This window comes from Actinomadura craniellae, assembly GCF_003289645.1.
GTDB lineage: Bacteria > Actinomycetota > Actinomycetes > Streptosporangiales > Streptosporangiaceae > Actinomadura_D > Actinomadura_D craniellae.
Genome location: NZ_QLYX01000023.1, coordinates 82,137 through 98,384, shown reverse-complemented (window position 1 = coordinate 98,384; position 16,248 = coordinate 82,137). Strand labels below are relative to the sequence as shown.

At 73.4% G+C, this 16,248-nt stretch carries 12 protein-coding genes; 5 read left to right on the top strand and 7 right to left on the bottom strand.

Annotated features, from left to right (window positions below; genetic code table 11):
• Positions 1 to 129: 129 nt before the first annotated feature.
• The 4 genes from DPM19_RS33165 to DPM19_RS33150 are packed head-to-tail and all read right to left on the bottom strand — an operon-like array spanning position 130 to position 5,677.
• Positions 130 to 1,134 carry an ABC transporter ATP-binding protein gene (locus tag DPM19_RS33165; RefSeq protein WP_111872050.1) on the bottom strand — a complete coding sequence of 335 codons (1,005 nt, stop codon included), beginning with the start codon at positions 1,132 to 1,134 and terminating at the stop codon, positions 130 to 132.
• Positions 1,124 to 3,103 (bottom strand): dipeptide/oligopeptide/nickel ABC transporter permease/ATP-binding protein, encoded by a 1,980-nt coding sequence (locus DPM19_RS36635; RefSeq protein WP_111872049.1) that lies wholly within the window; start codon positions 3,101 to 3,103, stop codon positions 1,124 to 1,126. Before DPM19_RS36635 ends, DPM19_RS33165 begins: the two co-directional genes overlap by 11 nt.
• Positions 3,093 to 4,040: an ABC transporter permease gene (locus tag DPM19_RS33155; protein WP_111872048.1), complete on the bottom strand. Its 948-nt coding sequence runs from the start codon at positions 4,038 to 4,040 to the stop codon at positions 3,093 to 3,095. Before DPM19_RS33155 ends, DPM19_RS36635 begins: the two co-directional genes overlap by 11 nt.
• A 5-nt stretch (positions 4,041 to 4,045) precedes the next feature.
• Entirely contained in the window at positions 4,046 to 5,677 is a 1,632-nt protein-coding gene (locus DPM19_RS33150; protein WP_146779084.1) for an ABC transporter substrate-binding protein, read from the bottom strand.
• 171 nt (positions 5,678 to 5,848) lie between these two features.
• Between DPM19_RS33150 and DPM19_RS33145 the strand changes: the two genes are divergently transcribed.
• Entirely contained in the window at positions 5,849 to 6,505 is a 657-nt protein-coding gene (locus tag DPM19_RS33145; RefSeq protein WP_111872046.1) for a TetR/AcrR family transcriptional regulator, read from the top strand.
• Positions 6,506 to 6,625: 120 nt separating this feature from the next.
• Here DPM19_RS33145 and DPM19_RS33140 read toward each other — a convergent pair whose 3' ends face one another.
• Complete coding sequence (locus DPM19_RS33140) at positions 6,626 to 7,735, bottom strand: DUF6745 domain-containing protein (protein ID WP_111872045.1); 1,110 nt, start codon at positions 7,733 to 7,735, stop codon at positions 6,626 to 6,628.
• Positions 7,735 to 8,061: a hypothetical protein gene (locus tag DPM19_RS33135; RefSeq protein WP_111872044.1), complete on the bottom strand. Its 327-nt coding sequence runs from the start codon at positions 8,059 to 8,061 to the stop codon at positions 7,735 to 7,737. The genes DPM19_RS33140 and DPM19_RS33135 overlap by 1 nt, the downstream gene beginning before the upstream one ends.
• A gap of 161 nt (positions 8,062 to 8,222) precedes the next feature.
• Between DPM19_RS33135 and DPM19_RS33130 the strand changes: the two genes are divergently transcribed.
• On the top strand, positions 8,223 to 10,340 hold the full coding sequence (locus DPM19_RS33130) for a RecQ family ATP-dependent DNA helicase (RefSeq protein ID WP_111872043.1): 2,118 nt from the start codon (positions 8,223 to 8,225) through the stop codon (positions 10,338 to 10,340).
• Positions 10,341 to 10,398: 58 nt separating this feature from the next.
• Here DPM19_RS33130 and DPM19_RS33125 read toward each other — a convergent pair whose 3' ends face one another.
• Positions 10,399 to 11,316: a carbohydrate kinase family protein gene (locus DPM19_RS33125; protein ID WP_111872042.1), complete on the bottom strand. Its 918-nt coding sequence runs from the start codon at positions 11,314 to 11,316 to the stop codon at positions 10,399 to 10,401.
• A 190-nt stretch (positions 11,317 to 11,506) separates the two neighbouring features.
• Here DPM19_RS33125 and DPM19_RS33120 point away from each other — a divergent pair, with 190 nt between their 5' ends.
• From DPM19_RS33120 to DPM19_RS33105, 3 genes are all read left to right on the top strand, one after another.
• Positions 11,507 to 14,023: a bifunctional acetate--CoA ligase family protein/GNAT family N-acetyltransferase gene (locus tag DPM19_RS33120; protein WP_233511071.1), complete on the top strand. Its 2,517-nt coding sequence runs from the start codon at positions 11,507 to 11,509 to the stop codon at positions 14,021 to 14,023.
• 459 nt (positions 14,024 to 14,482) lie between these two features.
• Complete coding sequence (locus tag DPM19_RS33110) at positions 14,483 to 15,064, top strand: DUF5998 family protein (RefSeq protein ID WP_111872039.1); 582 nt, start codon at positions 14,483 to 14,485, stop codon at positions 15,062 to 15,064.
• Complete coding sequence (locus DPM19_RS33105) at positions 15,061 to 16,182, top strand: alkaline phosphatase family protein (RefSeq protein WP_111872038.1); 1,122 nt, start codon at positions 15,061 to 15,063, stop codon at positions 16,180 to 16,182. Before DPM19_RS33110 ends, DPM19_RS33105 begins: the two co-directional genes overlap by 4 nt.
• Positions 16,183 to 16,248 lie beyond the last annotated feature (66 nt).

The window sequence follows — 16,248 nt, the reverse complement described above, 5'->3', positions numbered from 1 at the left end:
GCCAACACACCCAATGAAATACGATCCGTCAACCGCACAGACGAAGAATCGCTGTCAGCAACCTTTACCTGTCCAATTCGAGCCATCCAAGAACCGTACCACTCAAACACTTAACTTAGTGGCATTGCGCTATGGCGCCTCGAAAGCGGAAGGATCACGGGCCGGGTGGTGGCAGGCGACCCAGTGGTCGGGGGCGATCGGGCGCATCAGCGGCTCCTCGGTCGCGCAGCGGGCGTCCGCCCGGGGGCAGCGGGTGCGGAACCGGCAGCCGCTGGGCGGGGCGATCGGGGAGGGCGGCTCGCCACCCATCCGCTCCTCCTCCGCGGCGGTGAGCCGGAGCGGGCCGCGGGGGACCGCGGAGAGCAACGCCCGGGTGTAGGGGTGGGCGGGGCGTTCGACCAGCGCCTCGGCGGGGGCGAGCTCGCAGGTCTTGCCCAGGTACATCACCAGGACACGGTCGCTGATGTTCTTGATCACCGCCAGGTCGTGCGCGATGAACACCAGGGTGAGCCGGTAGCGGGCCTTCAGGTCCTCCAGCAGGTTGAGGATCTGGGCCTGCACCGACACGTCGAGGGCCGACACCGGCTCGTCACAGATGATCACCTGTGGTTCGAGCACCAGGGCGCGGGCGATGCTGACGCGCTGGCACTGGCCGCCGGAGAACTCGTGCGGCCGCCGCCCGGCGGCGGTGGCCGGGTCGAGGCCGACCGCCTCCAGCGCCTCGTCGATCCGCTCGGCGCCGTTTTCGGCGCCCCAGACGCGCGGGCCCTCGGCGACGATGTCGCGCACCCGCCGGCGCGGGTTCAGCGACGAGATGGGGTCCTGGAAGATCATCTGGAGCTGCCGCCGGGTCTGCCGGAGCGCCTCGCCGCGCAGCCCGGTCAGCTCCTGCCCGTTCAGCCGGACCGACCCCGAGGTCGGCGGCGGCATCTGCATGATCGCCCGGGCGGCGGAGGACTTGCCGCACCCCGACTCGCCGACGATGCCCAGCGTCTCGCCCCGGGCGACGTCGAAACTCACCTCCGAGACCGCGTGCACGGTGCGGTTGCGGCCCGCCCGGAACCTGACCGTCAGGTTCTCGACCCGCAGCACCTCGTCGCCGTTGCGCAGATGCGCCGTCCCGCTACCCGCCATGCCGCACGCTCCCCACGTTGCCGTCCTCCGCCGTCAGGTCCCCGGCCCCTTCCTCGGTCCCCTCGTCGGGTACCTCGCCCGCGGGATACCAGCAGGCGTAGGAACGGCCGGGGATGGTGTCCTCGACCAGCGCGGGCTCCTCCGTCCGGCAGCGTTCCCGCGCGAACGGGCAGCGCGGGTGGAAGCGGCAGCCGGCCGGGGGAGCGGCGAGGTCCGGGGGACGCCCCTCGATGACCTCCAGCCGGCTGTGGCTAGGCGCCGACAGGTCGGGGGCGGCCCGCAGCAGGGCCTCGGTGTAGCGCATCCGCGGCGCGGTGAACAGGGCGTCCGCCGGCCCGCGCTCCACCACCCGCCCCGCGTACATGACGATCACCTCGTCGGCGTGGTCGGCCACCACCGCCAGGTCGTGGCTGACCAGGACCATCGCCATGTCCCGCTCGTCCCGCTGCCGGTGCAGCAACCGCAGGATCTGGCGCTGGACGGTGACGTCGAGAGCGGTGGTCGGCTCGTCGGCGAACAACACCTCGGGGTCACAGGACAGGGCCATTGCGATGGTGATCCGCTGCCGCATCCCACCGGACAGCTGGTGCGGATGGCTGCGCAGCACCCGGCGCGGCTCGGGGATGCCGACCGAGGCGAGCAGCCGCTCGGCGGTCTCGTACGCCTCGGCCCGGCTCATCTTCCGGTGCACCCGGAGCGGCTCGGTGACCTGGGTGCCCACCGTGCGCACCGGGTTGAGCGCGGTCATCGGGTCCTGGAAGACGGTGGCCAGCCGGGTGCCGAGCACCTTCCGCATGTCCTCCGGCCCCCGGCCGGCCAGGTCCTCGCCCTCCAGGTGGACGTGCCCGGAGCGCTCGACGCCGGAGCCGGGGAGCAGGCCCAGGATGGAGCGGATGAGCATGGACTTCCCGCTGCCCGACTCGCCGACGACGGCGAGGGTGCGCCCGCGTTCGAGGGTGAACGACACCCCGTCGACGGCCCGGACCAGGCCGCGTTCGGTACGGAAACCGGTGTGCAGGTCGACCACGTCCAGCAGCGGCGGCGGGCCCTCCCGCCGGGGGGCCGGCGCGGCGTCGGCGGCGGGCGCCCGGACCGCCGGGCGCTGGGGGCGCGCCGGCTCCAGGCCGCTCTGCCGGACGTCGGTGAGCTCCCGCAGCCGGTCGCCGACGAGGTTGAACGCCAGGACGGTCAGGAACATCACGACGGACGGCACGAGGACGATGTGCGTGGCGGTCTCCAGCGTGCTGCGCCCCTCATTGATCATGCCGCCCCAGGTAGGCGTGGGGGCCTGGACCGAGAGGCCGAGGAAGGCCAGGCTGCCCTCGGCGACCACCACCACGGCCATGATGATGAAGGCGTAGGAGACTGCGGGCAGCACGACGTTCGGGGCGATCTCCCGCCACATGACGGTGCTGCCGCGGGCGCCCAGCGTCCGGGCGGCGGTCACGAACTCCCGCTGGGCGAACGCGAGGGTCACGCCGCGGACCAGCCGGACCCAGGCCGGCACCCCGAGCAGCCCCAGCACGACGAGCACGTTGCGGACGCTCGCCCCGGCGAAGGCGATCACCGCCAGGGCGAAGACCAGCGCGGGGAAGGCCAGCACGATGTCGTTGGCCGTCATGATGATCCGGTCGACGACCCCCCGGTAGTAACCGGCGATGAGGCCGAGCGGCCCGCCGATCAGCAGCCCGAGGAAGACGGCGCCCAGGCCGACGCCCAGCGACACCCGGGCGCCATGGGCCATCCGGCTGAGCACGTCACGGCCCAGCCCGTCGGTGCCCAGCGGGTGGCCCGGGGTCGGGCCGGTCTCGGGCTCCCCGGTCAGCGTGGTGCCGGGATCGGGCAGCGGTAGCAGGTCGGCGGTGAGCGCGGCACCGATCACCAGGAGGAGCCACAGCAGTGCCAGCCGGAAACCCCAGCCGAACCGGCGCCTCTTCTTGGCGGGGACGGTCTTCTGCTCAGGAAGCATGGCGGATCCTCGGGTCGAGCAGGCCGTAGAGGAGGTCGATGGCGAAGTTCACGACGACGTAGCCGACCGCGACGAGCAGCACCCCGCCCTGCACCACCAGGTAGTCGCGGGCGAAGATCGAGTCGACGATGAGCCGGCCCACCCCGGGCAGCCCGAACAGCATCTCGATGATGACCGCGCCCCCGATGAGCGCGCCCAGGTTCAGCCCGATCACGGTGACCAGCGAGATCGCCGACGGGCGCAGGGCGTGCCGCCACAGGATGCGCCGGGGCGACAGGCCCCGGGCCCGGGCCAGGGTGATGTAGTCCTCCTGCAGGGTGGCGATCAGGTCCGAGCGCAGTAGCCGGGCGTAAACCGCGAGCTGCCCGGCGGCGAGCGTCAGCGAGGGGAGCAGCAGCGACCGCAGGTTCTCCACCGGGTCGGTGGTGAAGGGCGTGTACCCGGTGGCCGGGAGCAGCGGCCACCGCACCGCGAACACCATGATCAGCACCACTCCGGACACGAACACCGGCGTGGACAGCAGGCCGAAGCTCGTGGTGGTGAGCACTCGGTCCAGCAGCCCGCCCGCCCGGCGGGCCGCGGCCAGGCCGGCGGGGATCGCCAGCCCGAGCGAGATCACCTGGGAGAGGACGAGCAGCTCGATGGTCACCGGCAGCCGATCGGCCAGCGACTCCGCCACCGGGATGCTCGAAATGTAGGAGGTCCCCAGGTCACCGGTGACGACCCCGCCCAGCCAGTCGGCGTACCGGCTCCAGAAGGGATCGTTCAGGCCGAGTTCCGCGCGGACCTGGGCCAGCGCCGCCTCGTCCCCGCCGTAGCCGAGGATCTGCATGGCGGGGTCGCCGGGCAGCAGGTTGATCATCCAGAACGCGAGGAGCGTCACGACCAGGAGCACGAAGATCAGCTGGGCGAGGCGCCGCAGCACGACCAGCGCCATCCCGGTTACCTGCTGATCCAGATCTGGTCGAACCGGTGGGTCGGCGTGCCGCTGAGCGCCTTGCCCATCGACCCGTCGGGCAGGGTGTACTGGTCGAGGCCCCGCACCTGCGGCTTGGTGATCACCGCGCTGGTGGTGAGGTGGTCGATCCACAGGAAGGGCAGCTGGTCGCGCAGGCGCTGCTGCACGGTGGCGTACGCCCGCTTGCGCGCGGCCTCGTCGGGGTTGCCGCGGCCCGCGTCGAGGGCGGCGCTGAGCTGCGGGTCCTTGAGCCGGGGCATGTTGATGGAGAGCCCGCCGACCGGGGCGGCGAACCGCGAGTGCAGCCAGGAGTACTCGCCGTCGGGATCGGGCGCGATGAACTGGGTCCAGTTGGTCGCGGAGAAGTTGCCGGTGAGCGCGCGCTGGATGAGGTCGGGCTGGTCGGCCTGCCGGATGGTGACGTCCATGCCCGCCTTGCGCCACATGTCCTGGGCCAGCTCGGCGTTCTGCATCGACGTCGGGTCGGGCACGCTCAGCAGCTCGATCCTGATCGGGCCCTTCTCACCCTCGTACTCGCCGACCAGGGCCTTGGCCTGGTTCAGGTCGTAGGCCGGGTAGCCGCCCGGGACGTACCACTTGGAGTCGGGCGACCAGGGGCCGTCGGCCGCCTTGGTCAGCCCGGAGCGCAGCGTCTTGATGAATGCCTGGCGGTCGGTGGCGTGTGCCAGCGCCCGCCGGACCCGCAGGTCGTCCAGCGGGGCGACCGCGGTGTTGAGCATGAAGGCGAACTCCGGCACGGACATGCCCGCGACCCGGTACATCCGGTAGCCGCCCTGGTCGGCGAGCTTGCCGAACTTCACGATGTCGGTGTCGCGGAGCGTCGCCATGGCGGTCAGGCCGCCCGCCTCCAGGGTCTGCGCCCTGGTCTGGTTGTCGGGCAGGATCCGGAACTCGATCTGGTCGAGGTAGGGCAGTCCCTTGCGCCAGTACTTGGGGTTCTTCGCCACGACGAAGCGGTTGTCGGGGGTGTAGCTGCGGAACACGAACGGCCCGGTGCCCACCGGCTGCCGGCTCGCCTTGGCCGGGTCGGCCAGCGACGACTTGGGAATGATCATGCCGACCTGGGCGGCGAGCGTGGCCGGGAAGCCCACCCACGGGGTGGTGAGGTGCACCTGGACGGTGTGGGGGTCGAGTACCTCGATGCCGCGCAGCGGCGCGAGGACCGCCGCGGTCAGGGGGGAGGCCTTCTGCGCGTCCAGGTTGGCTTTGACCACCTCGGCGTCCAGCGGTTCGCCGGTGGAGAACGTGATCCCCTTGCGGATCTTGATCGTCCACTGCGTGTACTTCTCGGCGGGCTTGAAGGACTCCGCCAGGTTCGGGCGCCAGTTGCCGGAGGCGTCGATGGCGGTCAGCGCCTCGATGACCGTCCCGGCCATCGCGTAGGTCTGTGCGGCGAACGAGTCCTTGTTCGGGTTGAAGCCGTCGGCGTCCGCGGCCAGCCCGTAGATCAGCCGCCCGCCGGGGACGGCCTTCCCGCCCGGGGCGGTGGGGTTGGAGCTTCCGCTGCCGCCGCCGCTGCACGCGGCGAGCAGGATCGCGCACGTCGTGAGGGACAGCGCGGGGATCGCTCTCCGGAGGCGTCGTCTAGTCGTCACGTGGATCACGCGTCGTCCCTCCCAGAGATCATGACCGCGAGTTCACCGATAGTACTATCGGTGAATTGATTTGCAATGGGTTGACGAACAGCCTTGGGTATGTTTGTTCACCAGTGGTGGCACAATGTTCACCGATAGATCTATCGGTGAAATGAAGGATCAGAGGATCTGATGCCCGATGTGACACTCAGCCGGCGCGAGGCCAAGGACCTGACCAGGCGCCGGCTGCTCGCCTCCGCGTTGCGGATCCTCGACACCGAAGGCGAGGCGGGCCTGTCGACGGGCAACGTCTGCCGCAACGCCGGTGTCGCGCAGTCCACCTTCTACGTGCACTTCCGCAACATGCAAGACCTGCTGCGGGCGCTCGGCGAGGAGGCCAGCCGGAAGACCGGCCCGGTGGTGCGGGACGCGCGGCGCCGGTCGAGCGAGGCCCCCCACGACCCCGAGCGGCTGCGCGCCGCCTTCCGGGTGCCGCTGGAGAAGATGTGCGGCCATCCGGAGTTCTTCCGGCTCAGCGTGCGGGCCCGGCACGACCCGGCGTCCCCGCTGGGCGAGTCGGCCCGGCGGCGGTCCGCCGAGATCCGCGCCCAGATGGTGGAGGACCTCGTCGCCGCGGGCCTGCCGGCGGACACCCCCCAGCAGGAGCGGCGGCTGGAGATGGTCGCCGACGGCATCAACGCCCTGACCGAGACGATGGCGATGGGCCATCTCGAAGGGCGCTACCCGGACCTTGAGGAGGCCATCGACGTTCTCGCCTCCTTCCTCTCGGGCATCCGCGGCCAGCTACTGGCCGACCGCCGGCCCGAGAAGGGCCGGCCGGACACCTGACCGCAGACCTGGACACGAGCGGTCCGGGCCGGCCTGCCTGCTGATCTCCGGGCCGGCCGGGTTCCTGATCGCGGGACGGGACGCCATGGCCCCCGGATGGCACGGCGTCCCGTCGCGACGTCAGGTCTCCTGCTCGGGCCGGTAGTCGGCCTCGTCGACCCCGAAGGTCCAGGCGACGCCCTGGCGGGCGGTGCGGGTGTTCGGCGGGACGCGCAGGTAGTAGGTGCGCCGCGAGCCGTCGGGCTCGGGCGTGGAGTTGATGACCTCGACCATCACGACCGGCTCGTCGCCGGCCAGGTTGATGCGCCAGAGCACCCCGGTCTCGTCGCGGTGGACCGGTTGGGCGCCCGTCTCGGCCAGGTAGCGGTCGTACCCGAAGTGTTCGAGCATCACCCGGCGGAGCTCGGCGTTCTCCTCGGCGCCGATCTGCTCGGCCGTCAGGTTCGCCAGGGTGGCGGTGAAGTCGGCCGGGATCGGCATGCCACGCCAGGCGTGCAGCGCGAAGCCGTCGGTGAAGGCCAGCGCGGGACCGTCGCCCCGGTGCAGCCGGCCCGGCTCGTCGCGGTGCAGTTCGGCCGGGCGCTCAGAGATGATCGCGACCCGCTCGTACGGCCACCACCAGCCTGCCGTCCGCGCCACCTCGGCCAGGGCCGCGAGCCCGGCCCGCTCGGCGTCCCCCGTCATGCCGAGGGAGTCGAACAGCGCCAGCCAGGGCGCGTCGTGCTGGCCGAGCACGGCGTCGAGGGTCGCGCCGCGCAGCGCCCGCTCGGCGTCTTCGCCGGCCAGCTCGCCGATGCCCCGGCGGACACGCAGCACCAGCTCGTTGACCCGCTCCCACAGCGGCGCCCCGGTGCCCGCCCAGGCCCGCGCCCACTCGCGCGGCCCGAGCCGGGCGTACGCCGCGGCCCGCGCGGCCTCCCAGGGCCGGGTGCGCACGGCGTCGCGCACGCTCGCCCCGGTCTCCTCAGGGGTGACCAGGCCGGCGCCGGGCAGCGCCCGGACGGCCTCGGGCGCGCCGCCGCCGAGCAGGGCCGCGGCGACCGCGCCCTGGGCCGGGGAGGGCACCCAGACGATGCGTTCGGGGGCGGCCAGGCCGGCCGCCGCATAGGCGGCGCGGACCCCCGCCTCGGCCCGGGCGCGGTCGGCCGGGCCGGTGGCGAAGGCGGTGGCGGACCAGCCGGCGGTCTCGGCGGTGGTCTCGGCGTGCGGTGCTCGCAGGACGGCGGTCATCAGTCGGCCACCATCCGCACCGCGCCGGGCGTGTACTCGCGCTGCCGGATGATCCGGTACCAGCCCTTGGGCAGCGAGATCGCCGCGTGCTCCTCGTGCACCAGCCGCCCTCCGGAGGGCAGGTGCAGGTGGTCGGGGGCGGCCGGGTCGGGGTCGCGCAGCAGCGTCCCGGGCCCGACGACCGCGTGCGCGTGCCCGGTGGCCTCGCCCAGCGCGAGCACCAGCCGGCCGCGCCCGTCGCGCTCGGCCTCCGGCAGCGCCCGCGCGGTCTCGGTGACCGAGTCCTCCGGCACGGGCAGGATCAGGATGTCTCCTTGTCGGAACATGCGGCGAACGTACCGGCGCCCACTGACATTTCCGCCCCGGTGGTCGCGGCGAACGGATATCCACAGAACCCCGTTCCGGCGCGCGGCGTCCCCGGCGGCTGGTACCAAGGATCCGGGTGCGGCCGCCGGTGAGCCGCCGCAGGGAAGGAGACGGCACGACCATGGGCACGGGCGAACCGAACGACGGTCCGGAAGGCGACCTGCGCGAGGAGGCCGAACGGTGCCTTCGGGCGCTGGCGGGCGAGCACGCCCGGCTGCGCGACGACCAGTGGACGGCGATCCGGGCCCTGGTGGTCGAGCGGCGCCGGGCCCTGGTGGTGCAGCGCACCGGCTGGGGTAAGTCCGCCGTCTACTTCGTGGCCACCCGGCTGCTGCGCGACCGCGGCGCCGGGCCCACCGTGATCGTCTCACCGCTGCTGGCGCTGATGCGCAACCAGATCGACGCCGCCGAGCGGGCGGGCATCCGCGCCCGCACCGTCAACTCCGCCAACGTCGACGCCTGGCACGAGGTGTACGCCGAGGTCGAGGCGGGCGCGGTCGACGTGCTGTTGGTCAGCCCCGAACGGCTGAACAACCCCGACTTCCGCGACAACGTGCTGCCCGACCTGGCCCGCGGCGCCGGGCTGGTGGTGGTCGACGAGGCGCACTGCATCTCCGACTGGGGGCACGACTTCCGGCCCGACTACCGGCGGCTGCGCACCCTGCTGGGCGAGCTCGCCCCCGACGTCCCCGTGCTGGCCACCACCGCCACCGCCAACGCCCGGGTCACCCGGGACGTGGCCGAGCAGCTCGCCGGCGCCGACCCGCTGGTGCTGCGCGGGCCGCTGGAACGGGAGAGCCTGCGACTGGCGGTCGTCCGGCTGCCCGACGCCGAGCGGCGGCTCGCCTGGCTGGCTGAACGGCTCGACGAGCTGCCCGGCTCGGGCATCGTCTACACGCTCACCGTCGCCGCCGCCCACGAGATCGCCGCGTTCCTGCGCGACCGCGGGTACGAGGTGGCCGCCTACTCGGGGCAGACCGAGCAGGCTGAACGGCTGCAGGCCGAGCGCGACCTGCTCGACAACAAGCTCAAGGCACTGGTCGCCACCAGCGCGCTGGGCATGGGCTACGACAAGCCCGACCTGGGGTTCATCGTGCACATGGGGGCGCCGCAGTCGCCGGTCGCCTACTACCAGCAGATCGGCCGGGCCGGGCGCGGGGTGGAGCGGGCCGAGGTGATCCTGCTGCCCGGCCCCGAAGACCGCGACATCTGGGCCTACTTCGCGAGCCTGGCCTTCCCGCCGGAGCCGGTGGTGCGCACCACCCTGGAGGTGCTGGCCGACGCCGGCCGGCCGCTGTCCACCGGGGCACTGGAACCCAGGGTCGACCTCAACCGGGGCCGGCTGGAGATGATGCTCAAGGTGCTCGACGTCGACGGGGCCGTCCGCAGGGTCAAGGGCGGCTGGGTCGGCACCGGGCACGAGTGGTCCTACGACGCCGACCGGTACGCCCGGGTCGCCGCCGCCCGCGCCGCCGAGCAGCGGGCCATGCTCGACTACATCGCCACCGGTTCCTGCCGGATGGAGTTCCTGCGGGCCGGGCTCGACGACCCCGCGGCCCGGCCGTGCGGCCGCTGCGACAACTGCACCGGGCGGCACTGGCCCGCCGAGGTGTCCGGGGCGTCGGCCGAGCAGGCCCGCGAGCGGCTGCGCCGCCCGGGGGTGGAGGTGGCGCCGCGCCGCATGTGGCCCACCGGCATGTCCGACCTGGGGGTGTCCGGCCGGATCCCCGCCGACCGGCTCGCTGAGCCGGGCCGGGCGCTGGGCCGGCTCACCGACATCGGGTGGGGGAACCGGCTGCGCACCCTGCTGGCCGAGGGGGCTCCCGACGGCCCGGTGCCGGACGACCTGTTCGGCGCCGTGGTCGAGGTGCTGGCCGCCTGGAACTGGGCCGAACGTCCCGCCGGGGTGGTCACGGTCGGTTCCCGCACCCGGCCCGAACTGGTCACCGGGCTCGGCCGCCGGATCGCCCAGCTCGGGCGGCTGCCCTACCTGGGCGAGCTGGAGCCCGCCGGCCCCGCCGTGCCCCGCCGGCACAACAGCGCCCAGCGGCTGCGTTCGGTCTGGTCCGCGCTCACCCTGCCCGCGGAGCTCGCCGAAACCGTCGCCGCCGCCCCCGGCCCGATCCTGCTGGTCGACGACCGCACCGAGACCGGCTGGACCCTCACCGTGGCGGCCCGGCTGCTGCGCGAGGCCGGCGCACCCGCGGTCCTTCCCCTGGTCCTGGCCGTCCCCAATTGAACCCGAGGCGATCGCGGCCGGGGGGCGGTCACCGCCCGGCCGCGCCCGTTCCGCAGGTTCAGCGGATGGGGTTGTCCTGGATGTCCAGGGTGGGGCGGGCGCCGATGTGGGCCATGGCCGTGGCCGCCAGCCGGCAACCGGCCGACAGGGCCTCGGCCGGGGGCTTGCCGTCGAGCCAGGGGGCCAGGAAGCCGGCGACGAAGGCGTCACCGGCGCCCGTACCATCAATGATCTTGTCGATCGGCGCGGCCTCCACCACGATCGGCTCGGGCCGGCCGTTGGTGTACCACAGCGCGCCGTCGGCGCCCATCTTGATGACCACCTGGGGGTACCAGGCCGTGAGCACCTTGGCGGCCTGATCGGGCTGCTCGCGCCCGGTCAGCACCTCGGCCTCGTCGGTGTTCACCACCAGCAGCCGGGCACCCTGAGTCCACTCCAGGAACGGCTCGGCGCCCATCCGCTTGAGCGGGGACGAGGAACCACCGTCCACGGAGATCGACATCTGCGCCTTGCGGCCCAGGTTGAGGGCGTGCTTGGCGGCCTGCCGGGAACCCTCGTTGAGCAGGGCGTACCCCGACAGGTGCAGGTGCGAGCCCTGGCTGAACAGATCCTGGGGGATGTCCTCGGGCAGCAGCGCCGCGTTGGCCCCGGGGTCGGAGAGCATCGTGCGGTCGCCCTTGTGGGTGACCAGCACCACGCACGTCCCGGTGGGCCGCTCGGCGTCCATGACCAGGCGGGCGTCGACCCCGTACCCCATCAGTTCCATGTCGCGGTTACGTCCCGCGATGTCGGAGCCGCGGCGTCCCACGAAGGCCACGTCGACTCCGTCGATGGCGAGCCAGGCGGCCACGTTGGCCCCTGAACCGCCGCCGTGCATCGTCACCGCCGCCGGCGTGTCACTGCCCTTGGCCAGCGGGAAGGCCGCTCGTGCCACGGCGTCGGTCATGAGATCGCCGACCACGACCACGCGCGTCATGCCGTCATCACCTCGATCAACACGGCCCGGTTCCCGGGCTTCCCGGGGCGTGTGCTCGACCGTAACAGCTTCCTGCCCCCGAATAGGTCTCGAACGCGCAGCGAAACCGCGAACAGTGTGCATTGTCGCCGTACCAAAACGGCCGCGGACCGTTCCGGCCCGCCGGACCTCGGTGCCTTACCCTCGGAGGGTGAACGCCCCGTACCCGGATCATTGGGAAGCCGATGTCATCGTCGCGGACGGCGGCACCGCGCAGTTGCGCCCGATCCGGAGCGAGGACGCCGATCTGCTGCGGGCCTTCTACTCCCGGCTGTCGGCCGAGTCGATCTACTACCGCTTCTTCTCGCCACGCCCCCGGCTGACCGACCGGGAGATCGAGCACCTGACGACCGTCGACCACCACCGCCGGGTGGCGTTGATCGCCACGGTCGGCGGCGCGATGATCGCGGTGGTGCGCTACGACCGGATCGAGCGCCTGCCCGACACCGCCGAGGTGGCGTTCGTGGTGGAGGATGCCCACCAGGGCCGCGGGCTCGGCTCCATCCTGCTGGAGCACATCGCCGCCGCCGCCCGCGAGCGTGGCCTGCGCCGCTTCGTGGCCAGCGTGCTGCCCGACAACCGCCGGATGACCAAGGTGTTCCGCGACGTCGGCTACCGCGCCGAGCAGCGGTTCGAGGACGGTGTCATCGAGCTCACCCTGGACCTGGAGCCCACCGAGACGTCCCTGGAGGTCATGGTGGCCCGCGAGCACCGCGCCGAGTCGCGGTCGATCCAGCGGCTGCTGTTCCCCCGGTCAGTGGCGGTGATCGGCGCGAGCCGGGTCGAGCACAGCGTCGGCCAGACGGTGCTGCGCCATCTGCTGCGCGGCGACTTCGACGGCCCGGTCTACCCGGTGCACCCGACGGCGACCGCGGTGGCCGGGGTGCGGGCCCACCCGACCGTCCTCGACATCCCCGACCCGGTGGACCTCGCGGTGGTGGCGGTGCCCGCCGAGGCGGTGCACGAGGTCGTCGAGCAGTGCGCCGGCAAGGGGGTGCACGGCCTGGTGGTCGTCTCGTCCGGCTTCGGCGAGAGCGGCCCCGACGGCAAGGCCCGCCAGGACGAGCTGATGCGGCTGGCCCGGGCCAACGGCATGCGCGTGGTCGGCCCCAACTGCCTGGGCATCGCCAACAGCGACCCGGCGGTCCGGCTCAACGCGTCGCTGGCCCCCACCACCCCCGGGCGCGGCCCGATCGGCTTCTTCTCCCAGTCAGGCGCCCTGGGCATCGCGATCCTCCAGCGGACCGCCGAGCGCGGCCTCGGCCTGTCGACGTTCGTGTCCGCGGGCAACCGGGCCGACGTGTCGGGCAACGACCTGATGCAGTACTGGGAGGAGGACCCCGCCACCAGGGTCGTCCTGCTCTACCTGGAATCGCTGGGCAACCCCCGCAAGTTCGCCCGGCTGGCCCGCAGGCTGAGCCGGACCAAGCCGATCGTGGCGGTCAAGAGCGGGCGCAGCACGCAGGGCGTGCCGCCCGGCCACGCGGTGCGCGCACTGAGCCTGCCCGACCACGCGGTGAGCGCGCTGTTCGAGCAGGCCGGAGTGATCCGGGTGGACGGGCTGTCGCAGCTGTTCGACGTCGCCCAGCTACTGGCCTACCAGCCGCTGCCCACCGGACACCGGGTGGCGATCGTCGACAACTCCACCTCGCTGGGCCTGCTCGCCCAGGACGCGGCGACGGCGCTCGCGCTCACCCCCGGCGAGCCGGTGGGGCTGGGCCCGCGGGCCGGAGCGGCGGAGTACGAGGCGGCGCTGGCCGCGGCCGTCGAAGACGCCTCGGTGGACTCCATCGTGGTGATCTACGCCCCGTCGATCGTCGGGCCCGGCGGCGGCGCCTGGCTCGACAGCATGACCGTCCCGCCCCAGGGCGGGTGGAAGGAACTGGTCGACCCCCGGGTGGCCGAGACGATCGTCCGGATCGCGGCGAACAGCCCCAAACCGATCGTGGCGACCTACCTCGGCGCCAAGGGGATGCCCACCGAACTGCGCAGCACCGCCGACGGGGGCACGACGAGCGCGGCCCCCGGCTCGGTGCCCTCCTACTCCACCCCCGAGGACGCGCTGCGGGCGCTGGGCTTCGCCACCCGGTACGCCGCGTGGCGCCGCCGCCCGCAGGGCCGGATCCCGCCGGTGGAGCCGGCCTGCCAGAGCCGGGCCCGGGACCTGGTGGACCGCCTGCTCGGCGACCGGGACGAGACCGTGCGGCTGCCCGCCGACCAGGCCGCCGAACTGCTGGGCTGCTACGGCATCGAGCGGGCCGACGCGACGGGCGGCGTCCCGGTCAGGATCGTCGCCATGGAGGACCCGTCCTTCGGCGCCGTCGTCTCGTTCGGGCTGACCGACGTCGCCGCGGCGCTCCTCGACGACCGGGCGTACCGGCTGGCCCCGCTCACCGACGTCGAGGCGGCCGAACTCGTGCGGGCCGTGCGCAGCGCGCCGCTGCTGTTCGGGCACCGGGGCGCCGAGCCGGTCGACGTCGGAGCGCTGGAGGACCTGCTGCTGCGGGTGGCCCGGCTGGCCGGCGACCTGCCCGAGGTGGCCCTGGTGGAACTCGACCCGGTGCTCGCGGCGCCCTCCGGCGTCACGATCACCGGGGTCTCGGTCAGCCTGCACCGGCCGCGCAACCCCCGGCTGGAGCTCTCTCCCCGCCGCATGCCGGCCCTCTGACCGGACGGCCGCCGCGGCCCACTCCGCTCGTCCCTCGCGGCCCACTCCGCTCGTCCCTCGCGGCCCACTCCGCTCACTCCCTCGGCTCAGGCTGTGCTGTTCTCCGCCCTCGCCTCGCTCGTTCGCTGCGCGGCCCACTCCGCTCACTCCCTCGGCTCAGGCGGGTTCGGGCTCGGGGGTGGGCTGGGGTTCCGGGGTGGGCGGGATGGGGCTCGGCGGCGGGGTCGGTACCGGCTGCGGTGGACGGGGTGCGGGCGGCGGGGGTCCGGGCGGCGGCTCGGGGACGGGCACCGGCGGTTCCGGCTCCGGAATGGGCGGCCGGGGCCCGGGCGGATCGGGCCGGGGCGGGGGAGGTACGGGCGGGGGGGAGGGCAAGGGGTCCTTGAGGTTCATGTTCTTTCCCTACCCACCGGGCCGGGCATGTGCGCGCCACGCCCGGAACAGGGCAGGATGGGGGCCATGAGGGACACCCGAGCGACGGCCCACGGCCTGCGCACGGCCATCGAGCGCAGCGGCTACTACCCCGACCTGGTCGCGGACGCGGTCGAGTCGGCGCTGGCCAACGAGACCGTGCTCTCCTACGTCGTCCACCACGAGGCGGCCTTCGACCCGGCGATGGAGGTACGGCGGCATCTGACGGTGCTCGTCCTGTCGCCGAGCCGGTTGCTGGTCTGCCACACCGACGAGCACCCGCCGAGCGAGGCCATGCCCCGGCCGCACGCCTCGACCACCACCGAGTCGGTGCGCCTGAGCTCGGTCCGGTCGGTCTCGGTGACCAGGGTGGTGCCCGACCCGGCCGCGTACGAGCCGGGAATGCCGCCCACGGAAGTGGTCCTGACCATCGGCTGGGGCACCGTCTCCCACGTCGACCTCGAACCGGCCGACTGCGGTGACGAGAACTGCGAGGCCGACCACGGCTACACCGGCACCATCACGGTCGAGGACCTGCCGCTGCGGGTGAGCGAGGCCGCCGACGGCGCCGACGCGGTGACCCAGGTGCTGGCGTTCGCACAGGCGCTGACCAGGGCGACCAGCTCGTGACGGCCCCGCCGGTCCCGCAGTACGGAACCGGATCGCTGGCCGACCTGGCCCCTTCGGTGCTCGCCGCGCTGGGCGTTCCCGGCGGCATCGACGTGCTCGGCCTGCCCCCGGTGCCGCGCATCTGCCTCCTGGTCATCGACGGGCTGGGCTGGGAACTGCTGCGCGCCCACCCCGAGGAGGCCCCCTTCCTGTCGTCACTGCCGGGACGGGCGCTGACCGCGGGATTCCCGGCCACCACCGCGACCAGCCTCGCCTCGCTGGGCACCGGGCTGCCACCGGGCGGGCACGGGCTGTTCGGCATCCAGATCCCGATCCCGGGCACCGGACGGTTGCTGAACTGCCTGAAGTGGACCGACGAGGTCGATCCGCTCACCTTCCAGCCGGCCGACACCGCCTACCAGCGCGCCGCCGCCGACGGGGTGAACGTCGGCTACGTGGCCTCGGGCCGCTACGAGGGCTCCGGGCTGAGCGTGGCCACCGCGCGCGGGGCCAGCTACCTGCCGGCCGACAGCCTCGGCCAGCTCGTCGCGCAGGCGGAGTGGGCGCTACGGGAGGGCGACCGGTCCTACATCACGGTCTACCACCCCGACCTCGATTCCACCGGCCACCTCTTCGGGGCGGGCTCGGCGCACTGGCTGCACCAGCTCCGCTTCGTCGACCTGCTCGCCGAACGGCTCGCCGGGGTACTCCCCCCGGGTGCCGCGCTGTACGTGACCGCCGACCACGGCATGGTGAACCCGAGCGACCGCATCGACGCGGACGAGGTCGCCGAGCTGCGGGCCGGGGTCGCCCAGCTCGGCGGCGAGGCCCGCGCCCGCCACGTGTACGCGCTGCCGGGCGCCGCCGCCGACGTGCTCGCCACCTGGAGCGGGCTGCTCGGCGACCGGGCCTGGGTGTGCACCCGCGAGGAGGTGGTGACGGCCGGTTGGTTCGGCCGGGTCGAGCCCGGGCTGCTGCCCCGGGTCGGCGATGTGCTCGCGGTGCCGCACGGCGACCTGGCGATCATCGCCACCCGGCAGGAGCCGACGGCGTCGGCGCTGCTCGGCATGCACGGCTCGCTGATCCCCGAGGAACAGCTCGTCCCCCTGCTCACCGCCGTCGCCGAGCCGAGGGAGTGAGCGGAGTGGGCCGTGAGGGACGAGCGGTCCGCGGAGTGAACGAGTGAGGTGCGGCGACAGGCCGGC